This is a genomic window from Ruegeria sp. B1 (assembly GCF_056535885.1).
Map to the genome: position 1 here is coordinate 579,276 of NZ_JBQFJA010000001.1, position 16,524 is coordinate 595,799.

Below are 16,524 nucleotides of genomic sequence, written 5' to 3' on the forward strand. Positions count from 1 at the left end.
CCCGAAGTCATGGAAACGACCGTCAAAATGCCAAAAGCCAAGATTACCAAAGAAGAGGCGCTGGCCTTTCACCTGGACCCGACCCCTGGCAAGTGGGAGGTGCAGGCCACCGTTCCCATGACCACGCAGCGCGATCTGTCGCTGGCCTATAGCCCGGGTGTGGCGGTTCCCTGCGAAGCCATCGCCGAAGCTCCCGAGACCGCATACGACTATACCAACAAGGGCAATCTGGTCGCCGTGATCTCAAACGGGACGGCTGTTCTGGGCCTCGGCAATCTGGGTGCGCTGGGCTCGAAACCGGTGATGGAAGGTAAATCGGTTTTGTTCAAACGGTTCGCGGATGTGAACTCGGTCGATATCGAGCTGGACACCGAGGATCCAGATGAGTTCTGCCGCGCGGTTCGGCTGATGGGGCCGACCTTTGGCGGCATCAACCTCGAGGACATCAAGGCGCCCGAGTGTTTCATCATCGAACAGCGCCTGAAGGAAGAGATGGATATCCCCGTCTTCCACGATGACCAGCACGGGACGGCTGTGATTTGTGCGGCGGGGCTGATCAATGCTCTGCATATCTCGGGTAAGAAGATCGAAGATGTTAAGATCGTTCTGAACGGCGCGGGTGCGGCGGGAATTGCCTGTATCGAGCTGCTCAAATCGATGGGTGCGCGACATGAGAATTGCATTGTCTGCGACACAAAGGGCGTGATCTACCAGGGCCGGACCGAGGGCATGAACCAGTGGAAATCGGCTCACGCGATCACGACCGATCTGCGCACGTTGGAAGAGGCCATGAAGGGTGCTGACGTGTTTCTGGGTGTGTCGGTCAAAGGGGCCGTGACGCAGGATATGGTCGCAAGCATGGCCGACAATCCAGTGATCTTTGCGATGGCCAACCCCGACCCCGAGATCACGCCGGAAGAGGCACATGAGGTTCGCGTGGATGCGATCGTTGCCACCGGGCGCAGTGATTACCCGAACCAGGTGAACAACGTCCTGGGCTTTCCCTACCTGTTCCGTGGGGCGCTCGACATCCATGCCCGCGCCATCAATGACGAGATGAAAATTGCCTGCGCCCATGCTTTGGCCCGTCTGGCGCGTGAGGACGTTCCGGATGAGGTCGCTATGGCCTATGGCAAGTCGCTGACCTTTGGCCGCGACTACATCATCCCGACGCCGTTCGATCCACGTCTGATCCACCGCATCCCGCCTGCTGTCGCCAAGGCCGGGATGGACACAGGCGCGGCGCGGCGTCCGATCATCGACATGGACGCTTACGAGTTGAGCCTGAAATCCCGCATGGACCCGACCGCCAGCATCCTGCGAGGCCTGAACGCCCGCGCCCGCGCCGCACAAAGCCGGATGGTCTTTGCCGAAGGTGACGATCCCCGCGTGTTGCGGGCGGCTGTGATGTATCAGCGCTCGGGCTTTGGTAAGGCTCTGGTCGTGGGCCGCCCGGATGACGTGAAAGAAAAGCTTGAGGCCGCCGGGCTCGACGATGCGGTTCGCGAGCTGGAGGTTGTGAACGCGGCCAACACCACGCATCTCGAGACCTACAAGAGCTTTTTGTACCAGAGGCTGCAACGCAAAGGCTTTGACCATAAGGATATTCATCGTCTAGCCGCCCGCGACCGGCATGTGTTTTCGTCGCTGATGCTGGCCCACGGCCATGCGGATGGTTTGGTCACGGGCGCGACCCGCAAGTCGGCGCATGTTCTGGATCGCATCAACCATGTGTTTGACGCAGATGCCGCGCATGGGGCAGCGGGCGTCACTGCGGTGCTGCATAAGGGCCGCATCGTGCTGATCGGCGACACGCTGGTGCATGAATGGCCGGACGAGAACGACCTCGCGAATATTGCGGAACGCGCTGCCGCCGTGGCACGCCATATGGGGATCGAGCCGCGCGTTGCTTTTGTCAGCTTTTCCACCTTTGGCTATCCGGTTTCAGAGCGGGCAGAAAAGATGCACCGCGCGCCTGCGGTGCTCGACAACCGAGGTGTCGATTTCGAATACGAGGGTGAGATGACCGTGGATGTGGCGCTGAACGTCGATCAGCAGGAAGCTTACCCCTTCTCGCGCCTGACCGGTCCGGCGAACATCCTGATCGTTCCGGCGCGGCACTCGGCCTCGATTTCAACCAAGCTGATGCAGGAAATGGGCGGCGCAACCGTCATTGGGCCTATCCTTTCGGGGATCGACAAGCAGATTCAGGTTTGTTCGACTGTGTCGACGGCAAATGACATCCTCAACATGGCCGTTCTGGCCTCTTGTGATATCGGCTAGGCCATGACGATCTGGAATCTCGGCTCGATCAACGCGGATATGATCTACACCCTGCCGCATCTGCCCGAGCCGGGCGAGACGCTCGCCGCCAACAAGCTGGAGCGGTTTTTGGGTGGCAAGGGCGCGAATATGTCCGTGGCGGCCGCCCGCGCTGGCGCGCGGGTCAGCCACATCGGTGCGGTCGGGTCCGACGGGCGCTGGGCGCGGGATCGTCTTTTGGAATACGGGGTGGATACGCGGCACATAGCCGACGCCGATGTGCCGACCGGTCATGCGATCATCGGCGTCGATGCGAAGGGTGAGAACCTGATTATTCTCTTTCCCGGGGCCAATCATACGCTGGACAGCCGACACCTGGGCCAAGCATTGGCGTCGGCTCATACCGGTGACCTGCTGGTCATGCAGAATGAGACCAACGCGCAGGTCGATGCGGCCCGTCTGGGCCAGGAGCTGGGCCTGACTGTCTGCTACGCGGCGGCGCCGTTTCAGGCCGACTCGGTTCAGGCCGTACTGCCGTATCTGGATTTTCTGATTCTGAACGAGGTGGAAGCGGAACAGTTAAAGCACGAAACCGGTTTGGGCGTTGGTGACCTGCCGGTACGACATGTGATCGTGACGCTTGGTGCCAAAGGCGCGCGATATCTTCAGCATGGAAACGATCCGGTGGATTTCGCGGCGCATAAAGTGCAGGCCGTGGACACAACCGGAGCCGGGGATACGTTCACCGGATATGTGCTGGCCGGACTGGATCGCGGTATGCCGATGGAGCAGGCGATCCTTCAGGCCAACCGCGCAGCGGCCCTGATGGTGATGCGGCACGGAACAGCGGATGTCATCCCGGACCTCAAAGAAGTGCAGGACGCGCAGTTCGATTAAGATCCGGCAAACGGTGCGTTTGTTCCCCAAAGCTGTTTGACCCGTGCATCCCGACCGCACGCCTCGCGATACGCCTTATAGGCGTTTTTCTGGCGCTTGGGGCCAAACCGGGTAAACACCAGCTTTTCGCCTTTGTAGTAATCCTGGTGATAGGCTTCCGCCGGGTAAAAGGTCGATTGCTGCAGGATTGGCGTCACAACCGTTTGGCTCAACTCGGCCTGCGCCTTTGCCTTGGCGGCTTCGGCCTGCGCTTTTTCGCCCGTATTAGAGACGAAAATGGCGGTGCGATAGCTGTCGCCGCGGTCGCAGAACTGCCCGCCGGCATCGGTTGGGTCAACCGAGCGGAAGAACATATTCAACAACGTTTCACGGGATATGCGGGCAGGGTCAAAGGTGATCTGGACAGCCTCATAGTGTCCTGTGCCGCCTCTGGTGACCTGATCATAGGTCGGATTGGTGGTTTGCCCGCCAGTGTAGCCGGAAACAGCACCGATCACGCCCGGCACAGATTCGAAATCGGATTCAACACACCAGAAACATCCTCCGGCAACGGTCAGCGTTTCGGTTCCCGCCGCCGGCGCAGGCAGCGCGCGCAGTAACGCGACAAGGGTAATCAGCGTGAACAGAAGGGCAGGTTTGATACAATCACTATAGGCAGTCCGGCACATGACAGATCTCCTTTTGGGTCAGGCTGCCTTGTGTCACGCGATCTGGCAATCCACAGAAATCGAATGTCACGCGGTGGTGAGACGAGTTTATCGCTGGGCTGAGGTTTCACGACCCAGTGGTACGGACTGTTCTCACAGTATCGGTGTGGTGCAAGCCTTGCACGATGGACCCAAAAGACTTTTCATGAGGCTCGAGACAAGCAAGAGGGGCGATGGCCAGATGGCGCGGAATGCAGAGACGACGACCCGCCTCCTTATAATCGTTGCGCCCAGTTTCAACATGGCTGCAACAATGGGCTTCATCGATCCGTTTCGCGCCGCGAACTATCTGGATGGATGCCCTTATTTCAGTTGGGAATTTGTGTCCGAGGCTGGCGGTTACTGCCTCTCAAGCAATGGCCTGGGGATTGAAACCACATCTTTGGATGGGCGGGCTGCGGCAGAGGCCGACATCGTCATCGTTTCGGCCAGCTGGACGCCGGAACGGCATCTGACGGGCAAGCTGGGCAACGCCTTGCGTCACTGGGCCCGCAGCGGCGCAACCCTGGGATCGCTAGACACCGGCGCCTTTATTCTGGCGCAGGCGAGGTTGCTTAAGGGTCGGCGCGCCACCGTGCACTACGAACATATCGATGCTTTTCAGGAACTCTATCCAGACATTGAGGTGGTCGAGAATCTGTACGTTCTCGACGGCAACCGGGTTACCTGTTGCGGTGGCGTTGCTGCGGTCGATTTTGGCCTGCAAATCCTGCAAGGCATCCACGGCAGTGCGCTGGCGAACGCAGCGGCAAGGTATGTGTTTCATGACCGATTGCGTGGCCCGGCCGAGATGCAACAACCGAAAGCCAGCGAACCGCTGGGTTCGACCGTACCCGCCCAGCTGAGAAAGGCGATACAGGTGATGGAGGCCAATCTTGAAGAACCTGTTTCGGTTCCAGACATCAGCCGTCAGATCGGTGTGTCGCAGCGGCAGCTGACACGCCTCTTTGCTGCCCATATCGGTAAAACACCTGTGCTCTACTATCGGGATATCCGGCTGGATCGCGCGCGCGGTTTGGTTACCCAAACCGACTTGCCGATTGCCGAGGTTGCTTTGGCGTCGGGGTTTGCAAGCCCGGTGCATTTCAGCCGCTCCTACAAAGTCAGGTTCGGATTGGCCCCGACGCAGGACCGGATCGAAGGGCGGGTTCCGTTTGAATTCCGGGCATGGCCGATGCATCGCAAGCCAAAACGCTGATCCGAAACCGTCTGAAAAAGTCAAGTATGCGGCAAAAAAAGTTAAGCTGCTGACAGAACTTCAACGGATCATGTGCGCCAAAGTCCAGTCACCGGGGCCAGCGCGCCCGAGCCTAGCGGAGCCAACTATGAGCCAGCTGCCATCCAGGGAACAATTTGCGCGGATTTCAGACGGATTCAGCACCGACCCGTTCAACACCAGTTCATTGAAGGCCGAGGCTTACGTCGATCCGGCGTGGAGCCACGTCGATCTAAACGAGATCCTCGCCAAATCCTGGCAATGGGTGTGCCATGTCGAAAAACTGCGCAGCCCGGGCTCTTATCTGACCGTGGAAATTGCAGGTCGCCCGATTGCAGTTGTGCGCGATCGCGACGGAATTCTGCGCGCGTTTTACAACGTGTGCAAACATCGTGCGCATCACCTGCTTTCGGGCGAGGGTCAAACCACGCGCATCATGTGTCCATACCACGCCTGGGTTTACAAACTGGACGGCCAGCTGGTGCGCGCGCCCGAGACAGAGAACCTGACAGGGTTCAGCACCAAGGACATTTGTCTGGATCAGGTTCAGGTCGAAGAGTTCACTGGGTTCATCTACGTCAATCTCGACCCCCAGGCGCGCCCGCTGCGCGAGGTCTCGGGCAATCTGGAGACCGAAATCCGGCACTGGGCTCCGGATATCGAGAACCTGACATTCGGACATCGCCTGACCTATGACATCAAGTCCAACTGGAAAAACGTCGTCGACAACTTTCTCGAATGCTACCACTGCCCGACCGCGCACAAGGATTTCTGCGATCTGGTCGATATGGACACGTACAAGGTCACAACCTACGGCATCTATTCCAGCCACATGGCCGAGGCAGGTAAAGGCACAAACACGGCCTATGACGTGTCGAACGCAACGGTTCGAACCCATGCCGTCTGGTGGCTGTGGCCAACGACCTGTCTGATGCGGTATCCGGGGCGATCTTCGATGATCGTGCTGAACATCATTCCGGTCGGTCCGGACCGGACCTTGGAAACCTACGACTTCTTCCTCGAAACCCCGGAGCCGGATGATGCGGAATTGGAGGCCATCCGTTATCTGGACGAGGTTTTGCAGAAAGAAGACATCGACATTGTCGAGAGCGTTCAGCGCGGCATGAGCACGCCCGCCTTCACCCAGGGCCGCATCGTGCACGACCCAAACGGGTCAGGGAAATCCGAACATGCCGTGCATCATTTCCACGGGCTGGTCCTGGACGCCTATGCAAGGGCCGCCCCGTGAGTCGGCCCAATATCGTTGTGGTGATGGCCGATCAGCTGGCGCCACATTTTTGCGGCGCTTATGGCCATCCGACGGTTAAAACTCCGAACATAGATGCGCTGGCCGCGCGGGGGATGCGCTTCGATGCGGCATATTGCAACTCGCCGCTCTGCGCGCCGTCACGGTTTGCGTTTATGTCCGGGCAGCTGATCAGCCGGATCGCGGCCTATGACAATGCCAGCGAATTTCGGGCCTCGGTCCCCACATTTGCGCATTACCTGCAGGCGTTAGGCTACCGGACATGCCTGTCGGGCAAGATGCATTTCATCGGTCCGGACCAAAAACACGGGTTTCAGGATCGGGTCACCACCGACATCTACCCGGCCGATTTCGCCTGGACCCCGGATTGGGAGGCGCCGGACGAGCGGATCGACAAGTGGTATCACAACATGCAGACCGTCAAGGAAAGCGGTGAAGCGGTCGCAACCTTTCAGACCGATTATGACGACGAGGTCGAATTTGCCGCGCGCCGCTGGCTGATTGACAGGGGCCGGGACCGTGCTGCCGGAAACAACGCCCCATTCTGCCTTGTGGCCAGCTTCATCCATCCCCACGATCCTTATGTGGCCAAACCCGAATGGTGGAACCTCTATTCTGGCGCGGACGTCCCGATGCCGGATGTAACTCTGACGCCTGAAGAGCAAGACCCCTTCTCGCGTCGGGTTATGGATGGGATCGAGGCGAGCTGTGTGCCGCTGACCGAAGAGGAGGTGCGCCGCGCCCGCCGGGCCTATCTGGCCAATGTCAGCTATTTCGACAGCAAGGTCGGCGCATTGGGGCAAGCGTTGGAGGATATCGGCGCGCTGCACAACACTATCGTGATCGTCACCGCCGATCACGGCGATATGCTGGGCGAGCGCGGCTTGTGGTACAAGATGAACTTCTTCGAACACTCGGCCCGCGTGCCTTTGATCATGGCCGGTCCCGGTGTCGCGCACGGCACCGCACCCAATGCCTGTTCCTTGGTGGATCTGCTGCCCACTTTCGTGGAAATCGCCGGCGGTACACAGGATATACTTGGGGAGCCTATAGACGGCCGTTCCCTGATGCCGCTGGCGCGGGGAGAGGACGATCCGGCGGACGAGGCAATCGGGGAGTACTGCGCCGAGATGACGCCTTATCCGGTGTTCATGGTCCGGCGCGGGCCGCTTAAGTACATTCACTGTGATGCGGACCCGCCACAACTCTACGATCTGTCGCAGGACCCTTTGGAGACAACCAATGTTGCAAACGATCCCGCCTATGCGGATCACGCGGCGCGGTTTGCCGCCGAAGTTGCACGGCGCTGGGACAGCGAAAAGCTGCGCGCAGACGTGATTGCAACACAGAAATCCCGCCGGGCCTTACATGCTGTCATGGAAGCTGGCGCTGGCGAAAGCTGGGACTACAACCCTCCGCGCGATGCGTCGCAGGAATACGTGCGAAATCATCTCGATTGGACGGCAGCCGCGGCCCGCTATCGGTTTCCGCCAGTCGGGGAGGATGGCAAATGATGCTGGAAGGCAAGACAGCGTTGATCACAGGTGGCCGCGGCGGGATTGGCCGCGCGATTGTTGCGCGGTTTTTGCGCGAAGGGGCCCGGGTCTACGCCGCCGATCTTACGCCGCAGGGGTCTTTGGCTGCGCATGACGACGATGGCAGTATCTTTGTCAAACTGGATGTTACGCAGGAGGGCGATGCGGTTGCCGCGCTGGCCAGGATTGGCGCAGAGGCGGCCAAACTGGATATCCTTGTGAACGCCGCCGGAATCGAAATCGAAAAGACCATCGAGGACACGACGCTGGACGAATGGAACCAGTCATTTGCTGTCAATGTCACCGGCACGTTTCTGACGTCGAAACACGCATTGCCCCTGCTGCGCACTGCGGCGGCTTCGGGAAGCTCGGCCTCGATCATAAATTTTGGCAGTTACGACGGCCTTATCGCTGACCCGGGTCTGGCCGCTTATTGTGCGACGAAGGGGGCGGTGCACGCACTGACCAAGGCGATGGCCTGCGATCACGGCCCCGAAGGCATCCGGGTCAACGCGGTCTGTCCCGGTTATGTGGACACCCCGATGCTTCAGGGATTTTTCACCGGCGATGGTTCGGGTGGTGGGGGACAGACCATTGATCAGCTGCAACAGGCCGTACGTGATGTGCACCCGATGCGGACCTACGGCACGCCAGACGATATCGCAAATCTGGTCAACTGGCTGGCGTCGGACGAGGCGCGTTATGCCAGCGGGCAGCTTTGGGTTCTGGACGGGGGGCTGAGTGCACAGGTTCAGCAGATGAAGCTATGAGCAGTCTCCAGAGTGATACCAGTGCGCCTGCAGGCGGTCTGAACTTCCAACCAGCTGAATCGGCGAAATCGAATGCAGATCGGATTCGCTCGATCATTGAAAACCTTGGTCTGACAATTGCCGCGCCAGAGGAGGCCCGTTTGCGGCTGACCCTCAAAGACCGCAGCCAGACCGCCTTTTGACGGGGAGCGCGACGCAGACAAAAATGTTGATTAACGGAGAGATGGTTGCAGGAGGGGGCGATGCTCTGCCTGTGCTGGACCCGGCCAGTGGAGAAACCGTGGCGCAGGTGCCCGAGGCAACATCAGAACAGATCGAGGCGGCCACCAGCGCGGCGCACGATGCGTTCGAGAAATATCGCCTGACTACACCGGTCGAGCGCGCAGGTCACTTGCACGCAATCGCAGATGTGATCGAAGACAACATCGAGGAATTAGCGGAGTTGGAAACCCTCGATGTCGGCAAGCCCTGGCCCATGGCGCGGGATGAAGAGATGCCGCTGACCATCGATACGTTCCGGTTCATGGCCGGCGCCGCTCGGACGGTAACAGGGTCTGCAACCGGAGAATACGTGGCGGGGCACACCTCAATGATCCGAAAGGACCCGATAGGGCCTGTCGCCTCAATCGCGCCCTGGAACTATCCGCTGATGATGGCTGCGTGGAAGATTGCCGCGCCACTGGCGGCTGGCTGCACCATGGTGTTGAAACCGTCCGAGATTACGCCGCTGGCCACGTTGCGATTGGCAGACCTGCTGGCAGATGTCCTGCCTAAAGGGGTTTTGAACGTCATCCACGGCCGGGGCGCCTCAGTCGGGGATCGTCTGATCAACGATCCGAGAATCGAGGGCATTTCCATCACCGGTTCGCCCGCGACCGGGATGGCGGCGATGCGGGCGGCCTCGAACCAGATCCGCCATGTGCATCTGGAGCTTGGGGGCAAGGCTCCGGTCATCGTGTTTGACGACGCCGATATCGACGCGGTGGCCGAAACCATCCGCTATGGGTCCTTCTTCAACGCCGGTCAGGACTGCGCGCAGCCCTGCCGGGTGATGGTTCAGGACAAGATCTATGACAAGGTGGTCGCCGCCGTGGCAGATCAGGTCGGACAGATCCGGATCGGCGCGCCGAAAGCCGATGGGACTGAGATGGGCCCCATCGTCTCTGCCGTGCAACGGGACCGCGTTGCCGGGTTTGTCGACCGGGCGCGCGACGGCGCCGAGATCGCGGTGGGCGGCATCGCAGGGGATGGGGCCGGGTTCTTTTACCAGCCCACTGTCGTGGTCAATGTCGACAACAATGCCGAGATCGCGTGCAGCGAGGTTTTTGGCCCCGTTGTGACCCTGTCGCGGTTTTCCGAGGCGGATGAGGCGCTGAGGATCGCCAATGTCGGGCGTTATGGCTTGGCCTCGTCCATCTGGACCAGAGATATTTCAACCGCGATGAAAATAACGGCGCAGCTGCGATACGGCATGACCTGGGTCAACACCCACGGGATGCCAGCCGCCGAGATGCCTTGGGCTGCGATGAAGGGATCGGGCACTGGATGTGACATGTCGGTTTATGCGCTGGATGCCTATACGTCGGTGCGCCATGTGATGGTGGCGCACTGATGCGGCTGGCCGGAAAAAAGGCCCTGGTCACCGGCGGCCGACAAGGCATCGGGCGCGGGATTGTCGAGGCGTTTCGGCGCGAGGGCGCGGCGGTCACTACCTGCGGTCGCGGCCCCCGGCCTGACGGGTTGGCTGACGATATCCATTGGCATGTGCTGGACGTCACGGATGTGGTCGCAGTCGAAGAGATGGCGGCAGCAGCAGGCGGCATCGACATCCTCGTCAACAACGCGGGGGTTCAAGTCGAAAAGACCGTCCCCGACAGCACGGATGCGGATTGGGACCTTGTGATCGGCACCAATTGTCGTGGCGTGTTTAACCTGTGCCGCGCCTACATTCCCCGAATGCCTGATGGCAGCTCGATCATCAATATAGGCTCTATTTCAGGGAATACTGCGGATCCATCGATGGCGCTGTACAACGCATCAAAGGCGTTTGTACACGGGTTAACCCGCTCGATTGCGGTTGATCACGGCCCAAAGATCAGGTGCAATGCGATATGTCCGGGATGGATTGAGACCGGCATGCTGGAGGCCGGTTTTGACATGGCGACTGATCCGCAGGCGGCGCGACAGGACGCTCTGGCCCGCCATGCTGCACGTCGCTTCGGTCGGCCGGAGGATATTGCCAGTATGGCGGTCTGGCTGGCCTCGGACGAAGCCGGGTTTGCGACCGGTCAATTGTTCACTGTGGATGGCGGCCTGACGGCGGCCTCGCCCCTTAATCCGGGTGTATTCTAATGGACGCATCGCACACAGCCTGCCTTGGCGGCGGTGTGATCGGAGCCAGTTGGGCAGCGTTGTTTCTGGCCTCGGGCCGGTCTGTGGCCCTGTTTGACCCTGATCCCAGCGTACAGGATCACGTTCTGGCCTATATCGCAGACGCCTGGCCGGTGATGGACGCGCTGGGCCTGACAGACACCGGCGACCCGAGTGCGATCCGGTTTTGCTCCAGTGCGGCCGGTGCCGTTGAGGGCGCTGAATTCGTGCGGGAAAATGTGCCCGAACGGTTGCAGATCAAACACGCGACCTATGCCGAGATCGAACCGGTCCTATCACCGGACGCCATTGTCGCCAGCTCAGCCTCGGGCCTGACTCTGGGGCAGATGCAAACCGGCTGGTCCGATCCATCACGCTTTGTGCTGGGCCATCCGTTCAACCCGCCGCATCTGATCCCGTTGGTCGAGGTGATGGGCAATGAAAAAACCGCAGACGGTATCGTCGACGCCGCGCAGCGGTTTTATGAAAGCCTCGGCAAGACCACGATCCGCGTGAACAAAGAGGTGCCGGGTCACGTCGCCAATCGCCTGCAGGCTGCGCTGTGGCGCGAGGCGATCCATCTTGTGGTGACGGGTGTTGCGTCCGTCGAGGACGTGGACAAGGCAGTCTGTGCTGGGCCCGGAGTCAGATGGGCGGCAATGGGTCCGACCATGTTGTTCAACTTGGGGGCAGGAGAAGGCGGGTTGAAAGCCTTCTGCGAACACTTCTCGGATACGTTCAATGGCTGGTGGGATGATTTGGGCAAGGTTTCTCTGACGGAAGAGATCGTAGACCAGCTGGCCGAAGGCGTTGCATCCGAGGCCCGGGGCAAAACCCCGGCAGAACTGTCGCAGCGGCGGGACGCGCTGATCCTTGCCATGCAAACGTCCATTAAGGCATTGCGCTGAGCTCAGCCCAGGAGTTGCCCCAACTTCAACGCCACGCCCATATTGCCGGATATCTTGAGCTTGCCCAGCGCCACGCCCGTCATGGGGTTCAGCTTGCCGGTCAGCAGCTTGGTCAGGTTTTCCTGCGAAATGCGGATCGTGCAATCCGTGTCCTGATCCTGCGTCGACGCCTGATTGTCGGCCAGAACAATCACACCTTTGGCACCGCAATCGAACTTGAGGGACCCGTCAAAGCTCTTGCCGGCTAGTCCCTTTTGTATCCCGTCGGCGATGTCCTGAAGCATCCATTGTCCCCTCGCAGTTTTTGAATGCGTAGAGCGTCGGGACCTTTGTGATCAAGGATGACCCTGCGGGAACTTGTGATTCAGAGTGCCTGCAGAATTTGCACGGTCCGTTCGCAGGGCTGACCACCGTAAAACGCGTCCAATACGTCCTGACACTCGGCCGGGGCATCCGGAACAGACGAGAACAAGGTCATGGAAGACCGCAGTTTCTTGGCGTCTATTCCACCCAGAATGTCACTGGCGTCGCGATCCTTGTGCAAGAGCATCAACTGGGCGGTTTCCGTCAGGCGCCGGCGCAGCTCGGGGTGATCCAAGTAAGCTGTCGCTTCGTCCAATCCTTCGATCCCATAAAGCTGCGCCATATGGGACTTGCCAAGGTCCGCCAGTTGCGGAAACACAAACCACATCCAGTGGCTGGTCTTCTGCCCCTGCCGCAACTCTTTCAGGACATCGGTCCAGACCGTGTCCTGCGCCTCGATGAACATATCGAGCTCGTTGTCGATATCGTCGTCGTCGATCACTTTGCCAGCCGCTTGTCGCGTGCCGCCAGCAGTTTCAGGCGCAGGGCGTTCAACTGGATGAAGCCTGCCGCATCTTTCTGGTCATAAGCACCTGCATCTTCTTCAAAGGTCACATGCGCCTCGGAATACAACGAATGATCCGACCAGCGACCGACCGTCGAGGCCAGACCTTTGTAGAGTTTCACGCGAACGGTTCCGGTGACGTGCTCTTGCGACTTGTCGATCGCGGCCTGCAGCATCTCACGCTCGGGCGAGTACCAGAAGCCGTTATAGATCAGCTCGGCATATTGCGGCATCAGTTGGTCCTTCAGATGCATCGCGCCACGGTCCATTGTGATGGATTCGATGCCACGATGCGCTTCCAGCAGGATGGTGCCGCCGGGCGTTTCATAGATGCCGCGTGATTTCATCCCGACGAACCGGCCTTCGACCAGATCGAGACGGCCAATGCCGTGCTTGCCGCCATATTCATTCAGCTTGGTCAGGATCGTGGCGGGGCTCATGGCCTCGCCATTGATGCTGACCGCGTCGCCTTTTTCAAAGCCGATCTCGATGAATTCCGGAGTGTTCGGCGCGTCCTCGGGATGCACAGTGCGCTGATAGACATAGTCGGGCGCCATATCGGCGGGGTCTTCCAGAACCTTGCCCTCGGATGAGGTGTGCAGAAGGTTGGCATCGACCGAGAAGGGCGCCTCGCCGCGTTTGTCCTTGGCAATCGGAATCTGGTTTGCCTCGGCAAATTCCAGCAGCTTGGTGCGGCTGGTCAGGTCCCACTCCCGCCACGGGGCGATCACCTTGATGTTGGGGTTCAGCGCGTAGGCGGCCAGTTCGAACCGCACCTGATCGTTGCCCTTGCCGGTTGCGCCATGGGCCACGGCATCCGCACCGGTGGCCTCGGCAATCTCGACCAAACGCTTCGAGATCAGCGGTCGCGCAATGGATGTGCCCAGCAGATACAGCCCTTCATATTGCGCATTGGCGCGGAACATGGGGAAGACGAAATCCCGGACGAATTCCTCGCGGATATCCTCAATATGGATGTTCTCGGGTTTGATCCCCAGCAGCTCTGCCTTCTTACGCGCCGGCTCCAACTCCTCACCCTGACCCAGATCGGCGGTGAAGGTGACGACCTCACAGCCATACTCGGTCTGCAGCCATTTCAGGATGATCGAGGTATCAAGGCCACCGGAATAGGCCAGAACAACTTTCTTGGGCGCGGACATCTGATTTCCCTTTGTCAGAAGAACGATTGGCCCCTAGCGGGTTTTGTTGGTGGGGGCAAGTTGTCAGCGTTGACGAGGGCCGGGAATTGGGGTGAAACGGGCGCAAAGAGAACAAGGATTGGTTGAGAGGACAGACAGCGGATGTTGGGTTGGAAGATTTTTGTACATTCGGTGAGATTGATCGTCAGAAACCTTCCTGCAGTACTAACAGTCTTCTGTTTACCAATTTTGGGTTGTATCTGTATCGCGGTTCTCTTTGGGATACTTGATGGAACATCGGCCGAAGAAAATTTCAATCAGATTGGCGAAGACACAGGGGCATTCATACTGAGAGGTGTAGCATGGGCCGTCGGAACGGCTGTGTTTTTAGCCTGGGGCGTTGTTTCGTGGCATCGCTACATTTTACTTGAAGAGTATCCAAAAGGGATCATCCCGGAATTCAACACTGGCAGGATTGGAGCTTACCTCTGGCGCTCAGTTCTGCTGGTCCTACTGGTTTCACTGATCTCGCTTCCTTTGGCTTTGATTGTCGGCACAGTGATGAACCCTTTGCTTTTAGGAGGAATTCTGACGACTTTTGTTCTTTCAGTTGTGGCCGGCTATTTAACGTTGCGCTTGGCGTTGATCCTGCCGGCGGCAGCGCTCGAAAAGCCAATGTCGATCGGAGACGCTTGGTTCGAAACAAGTAAATTCAAAAACGCAATCCTTATCTTGCTCTTGTGCCAGTTGGTTATTGAAACAGTTACCGAACTGGTTTTGGTAGCCATGCCGGGCGAGTCCGGGCTTCAAGTTCTCTGGGAAACAAGCAGCTTCCTGCTAGTCGCGCTTCTGAACGTCAGCATTCTGACAACGATGTATGGTGTCTTCATCGAAAAGCGCGAACTCACCTGATCGGCCTCACGAATACCTTGCTCTTTTTATAAGGATAAGCCACTGACATCCGCATGACTTATTTCATCACCCGTGCCCGTGCCGCCGAACAAGCGATGCGCTCTGTGTTTCCGGCAACGCCGTTGCAGCGGAATGCGCATTTGTCCGAGCGCTATGGCGCGGATATCTGGCTCAAGCGGGAAGACCTGAGCCCGGTTCGGTCGTACAAAATCCGCGGCGCGTTCAACGCGATGCGCAAGCAGCAGGGGCAAGAGCTGTTTGTCTGCGCCAGCGCGGGCAACCACGCGCAGGGCGTGGCTTATATGTGCAAGCATCTGGGCGTGAAGGGCGTGATCTTCATGCCCGTGACCACGCCCCAGCAAAAGATTCAAAAGACCCGTATTTTCGGTGGTGACAATATCGAAGTTCATCTAACCGGCGACTATTTCGATGATACTCTGGACGCCGCTCAAACCTGGTGCGCCGAGCAGGGCGGGCACTTTCTGTCTCCGTTCGACGATGCGGATGTGATCGAAGGTCAGGCGTCTCTAGCTGTCGAGATCGAGGAACAGCTGGGGCGCGTGCCGGATCACGTGATCCTTCCCGTGGGCGGCGGCGGTATGTCTTCGGGTGTGGCGACATGGTTTGGTGACCGCACCCACTGCCTGTTTGTCGAGCCCAAGGGTGGCGCTTGTCTGCATGCTGCGCTGGCGGCGGGGCATCCAGTGGCGCTGGACTCGATTGACAACTTTGTGGACGGCGCGGCAGTGGGCCGGATCGGAGAGCGGCCCTTCGAGTTGCTTAAGAACCGTCACCTGTCGGATGTCCTGGTTTTGTCCGAGGATCGCATCTGCGCAACGATGATCGAAATGCTGAATGTCGAAGGCATCGTTCTGGAACCCGCTGGTGCGCTGGCGGTTGAGGCTGTTGCGGACGTGCAAAGCTTTGTTCGCAGCAAGACCGTGGTTTGCGTGACCTCTGGCGGAAACTTCGATTTCGAACGCTTGCCCGAGGTCAAGGAACGCGCCCAGCGTTACTCTGGTGTTAAGAAATACTTCATCCTGCGCTTGCCACAGCGCCCCGGCGCACTCAAAGAGTTTCTGAACATTCTGGGTCCCGAGGACGATATCGCGCGGTTCGAATACATGAAGAAATCGGCGCGCAATTTCGGCTCGGTTCTGATCGGGATTGAAACGAGAAAACCCGAAAACTTTATGCGTCTGTTTGCGCATCTGGATGATGCCGGGTTCACTTATACGGATATCACCGAAGACGAAACGCTTGCGCAGTTTGTGATCTGACTCAGGTCAGGTTTTTTGCGAGCCCTGCCTCAAAAACCGATCTGGACGTGTCGAATGCCGCAAGTATTTCTTGCAAATCCACGTCCATCCCGTGGCCAGTGGCGGCGCGGCGTTCACCGTCCTGGCAGAGTTTCGAGAACTCGTCGAAGCCCAGGCTCATCGCGCTGCCCTTGAGGAAATGCAGGTTCTGTTCCAACTGGTTTCGCGCTGTGTCTGAATGCAGGCGCGCGATAACCTCCTGCACCTCTTCTAGAAAAATCTGGACGACCTCGTCGAATTCGTCCGCGCCAACCTCGTCCCTGAGCTGTCTGACCCTGGGCCATTGAATCATCGGCATTCTCCTGCGTCGCACCGTGCGTGACTTTTGGTACCGTACGTCCCGTAAACGGGTCG

Annotated in this window: 17 protein-coding genes; 12 read left to right on the forward strand and 5 right to left on the reverse strand. The window is 59.0% G+C overall.

The window, feature by feature from the left end:
- Positions 1–27: 27 nt before the first annotated feature.
- On the forward strand, positions 28–2,283 hold the full coding sequence (locus ACR3ES_RS02860; protein ID WP_480425542.1) for an NADP-dependent malic enzyme: 2,256 nt from the start codon (positions 28–30) through the stop codon (positions 2,281–2,283).
- A gap of 3 nt (positions 2,284–2,286) precedes the next feature.
- The gene (locus tag ACR3ES_RS02865; RefSeq protein ID WP_170431527.1) at positions 2,287–3,159 is read left to right on the forward strand and encodes a ribokinase; all 873 of its coding nucleotides are present in this window, start codon (positions 2,287–2,289) and stop codon (positions 3,157–3,159) included.
- Here ACR3ES_RS02865 and msrA read toward each other — a convergent pair.
- Entirely contained in the window at positions 3,156–3,827 is a 672-nt protein-coding gene (msrA, locus tag ACR3ES_RS02870; protein ID WP_170431525.1) for a peptide-methionine (S)-S-oxide reductase MsrA, read from the reverse strand. The genes ACR3ES_RS02865 and msrA overlap by 4 nt on opposite strands.
- A 184-nt stretch (positions 3,828–4,011) precedes the next feature.
- Here msrA and ACR3ES_RS02875 point away from each other — a divergent pair, with 184 nt between their 5' ends.
- The 8 genes from ACR3ES_RS02875 (at position 4,012) to ACR3ES_RS02910 (ending at position 11,932) form a co-directional block, all read left to right on the forward strand.
- Positions 4,012–5,064, forward strand: a complete 1,053-nt coding sequence (locus tag ACR3ES_RS02875) for a GlxA family transcriptional regulator (protein WP_480458657.1) — start codon at positions 4,012–4,014, stop codon at positions 5,062–5,064.
- 127 nt (positions 5,065–5,191) lie between these two features.
- Positions 5,192–6,331, forward strand: a complete 1,140-nt coding sequence (locus ACR3ES_RS02880; RefSeq protein WP_170431523.1) for a ring-hydroxylating oxygenase subunit alpha — start codon at positions 5,192–5,194, stop codon at positions 6,329–6,331.
- Positions 6,328–7,863, forward strand: coding sequence for a choline-sulfatase (gene betC / locus ACR3ES_RS02885; protein ID WP_170431521.1), 1,536 nt, complete (start codon positions 6,328–6,330; stop codon positions 7,861–7,863). The genes ACR3ES_RS02880 and betC overlap by 4 nt, the downstream gene beginning before the upstream one ends.
- Complete coding sequence (locus tag ACR3ES_RS02890) at positions 7,863–8,654, forward strand: SDR family NAD(P)-dependent oxidoreductase (RefSeq protein WP_480424764.1); 792 nt, start codon at positions 7,863–7,865, stop codon at positions 8,652–8,654. The genes betC and ACR3ES_RS02890 overlap by 1 nt, the downstream gene beginning before the upstream one ends.
- Positions 8,651–8,836 (forward strand): hypothetical protein, encoded by a 186-nt coding sequence (locus tag ACR3ES_RS02895; RefSeq protein WP_480424766.1) that lies wholly within the window; start codon positions 8,651–8,653, stop codon positions 8,834–8,836. Before ACR3ES_RS02890 ends, ACR3ES_RS02895 begins: the two co-directional genes overlap by 4 nt.
- 23 nt (positions 8,837–8,859) lie before the next feature.
- On the forward strand, positions 8,860–10,266 hold the full coding sequence (locus tag ACR3ES_RS02900) for a gamma-aminobutyraldehyde dehydrogenase (RefSeq protein ID WP_170431517.1): 1,407 nt from the start codon (positions 8,860–8,862) through the stop codon (positions 10,264–10,266).
- Entirely contained in the window at positions 10,266–11,006 is a 741-nt protein-coding gene (locus ACR3ES_RS02905; RefSeq protein ID WP_170431515.1) for an SDR family oxidoreductase, read from the forward strand. The genes ACR3ES_RS02900 and ACR3ES_RS02905 overlap by 1 nt, the downstream gene beginning before the upstream one ends.
- Positions 11,006–11,932, forward strand: a complete 927-nt coding sequence (locus ACR3ES_RS02910) for a 3-hydroxyacyl-CoA dehydrogenase NAD-binding domain-containing protein (RefSeq protein WP_480424768.1) — start codon at positions 11,006–11,008, stop codon at positions 11,930–11,932. The genes ACR3ES_RS02905 and ACR3ES_RS02910 overlap by 1 nt, the downstream gene beginning before the upstream one ends.
- Before the next feature lie 2 nt (positions 11,933–11,934).
- On the opposite strand, the gene ACR3ES_RS02915 is transcribed toward ACR3ES_RS02910, so the two are convergent.
- The 3 genes from ACR3ES_RS02915 to ACR3ES_RS02925 form a co-directional block, all read right to left on the reverse strand.
- Complete coding sequence (locus ACR3ES_RS02915) at positions 11,935–12,216, reverse strand: SCP2 sterol-binding domain-containing protein (protein WP_170431512.1); 282 nt, start codon at positions 12,214–12,216, stop codon at positions 11,935–11,937.
- Positions 12,217–12,296: 80 nt separating this feature from the next.
- Positions 12,297–12,701 (reverse strand): DUF1810 domain-containing protein, encoded by a 405-nt coding sequence (locus tag ACR3ES_RS02920; RefSeq protein WP_170431724.1) that lies wholly within the window; start codon positions 12,699–12,701, stop codon positions 12,297–12,299.
- Between the two features lie 32 nt (positions 12,702–12,733).
- Positions 12,734–13,960 carry an argininosuccinate synthase gene (locus ACR3ES_RS02925; protein ID WP_170431510.1) on the reverse strand — a complete coding sequence of 409 codons (1,227 nt, stop codon included), beginning with the start codon at positions 13,958–13,960 and terminating at the stop codon, positions 12,734–12,736.
- A gap of 141 nt (positions 13,961–14,101) precedes the next feature.
- On the opposite strand from ACR3ES_RS02925, the gene ACR3ES_RS02930 reads away from it, so the two are divergent.
- Together ACR3ES_RS02930 and ilvA are read left to right on the forward strand one after the other, a co-directional pair.
- Positions 14,102–14,851 carry a hypothetical protein gene (locus ACR3ES_RS02930; RefSeq protein WP_480424770.1) on the forward strand — a complete coding sequence of 250 codons (750 nt, stop codon included), beginning with the start codon at positions 14,102–14,104 and terminating at the stop codon, positions 14,849–14,851.
- Between the two features lie 53 nt (positions 14,852–14,904).
- The gene (gene ilvA, locus ACR3ES_RS02935; RefSeq protein WP_170431504.1) at positions 14,905–16,131 is read left to right on the forward strand and encodes a threonine ammonia-lyase IlvA; all 1,227 of its coding nucleotides are present in this window, start codon (positions 14,905–14,907) and stop codon (positions 16,129–16,131) included.
- A 1-nt stretch (position 16,132) separates the two neighbouring features.
- Here the strand turns inward: ilvA and ACR3ES_RS02940 are convergent, their stop codons facing one another.
- Complete coding sequence (locus tag ACR3ES_RS02940) at positions 16,133–16,462, reverse strand: Hpt domain-containing protein (protein WP_170431502.1); 330 nt, start codon at positions 16,460–16,462, stop codon at positions 16,133–16,135.
- Positions 16,463–16,524 lie beyond the last annotated feature (62 nt).

Coding starts and splice junctions, on each gene's coding strand:
- ilvA (WP_170431504.1), top strand. CDS start 14,905: ATGACTTATTTCATCACCCGTGCCCGTGCCGCCGAACAAGCGATGCGC.
- ACR3ES_RS02905 (WP_170431515.1), top strand. CDS start 10,266: ATGCGGCTGGCCGGAAAAAAGGCCCTGGTCACCGGCGGCCGACAAGGC.
- ACR3ES_RS02895 (WP_480424766.1), top strand. CDS start 8,651: ATGAGCAGTCTCCAGAGTGATACCAGTGCGCCTGCAGGCGGTCTGAAC.
- ACR3ES_RS02900 (WP_170431517.1), top strand. CDS start 8,860: ATGTTGATTAACGGAGAGATGGTTGCAGGAGGGGGCGATGCTCTGCCT.
- ACR3ES_RS02880 (WP_170431523.1), top strand. CDS start 5,192: ATGAGCCAGCTGCCATCCAGGGAACAATTTGCGCGGATTTCAGACGGA.
- ACR3ES_RS02875 (WP_480458657.1), top strand. CDS start 4,012: ATGAGGCTCGAGACAAGCAAGAGGGGCGATGGCCAGATGGCGCGGAAT.
- ACR3ES_RS02865 (WP_170431527.1), top strand. CDS start 2,287: ATGACGATCTGGAATCTCGGCTCGATCAACGCGGATATGATCTACACC.
- ACR3ES_RS02860 (WP_480425542.1), top strand. CDS start 28: ATGCCAAAAGCCAAGATTACCAAAGAAGAGGCGCTGGCCTTTCACCTG.
- ACR3ES_RS02920 (WP_170431724.1), bottom strand. CDS start 12,701: ATGTTCATCGAGGCGCAGGACACGGTCTGGACCGATGTCCTGAAAGAG.
- ACR3ES_RS02910 (WP_480424768.1), top strand. CDS start 11,006: ATGGACGCATCGCACACAGCCTGCCTTGGCGGCGGTGTGATCGGAGCC.
- msrA (WP_170431525.1), bottom strand. CDS start 3,827: ATGTGCCGGACTGCCTATAGTGATTGTATCAAACCTGCCCTTCTGTTC.
- ACR3ES_RS02930 (WP_480424770.1), top strand. CDS start 14,102: ATGTTGGGTTGGAAGATTTTTGTACATTCGGTGAGATTGATCGTCAGA.
- ACR3ES_RS02925 (WP_170431510.1), bottom strand. CDS start 13,960: ATGTCCGCGCCCAAGAAAGTTGTTCTGGCCTATTCCGGTGGCCTTGAT.
- ACR3ES_RS02890 (WP_480424764.1), top strand. CDS start 7,863: ATGCTGGAAGGCAAGACAGCGTTGATCACAGGTGGCCGCGGCGGGATT.
- ACR3ES_RS02940 (WP_170431502.1), bottom strand. CDS start 16,462: ATGATTCAATGGCCCAGGGTCAGACAGCTCAGGGACGAGGTTGGCGCG.
- ACR3ES_RS02915 (WP_170431512.1), bottom strand. CDS start 12,216: ATGCTTCAGGACATCGCCGACGGGATACAAAAGGGACTAGCCGGCAAG.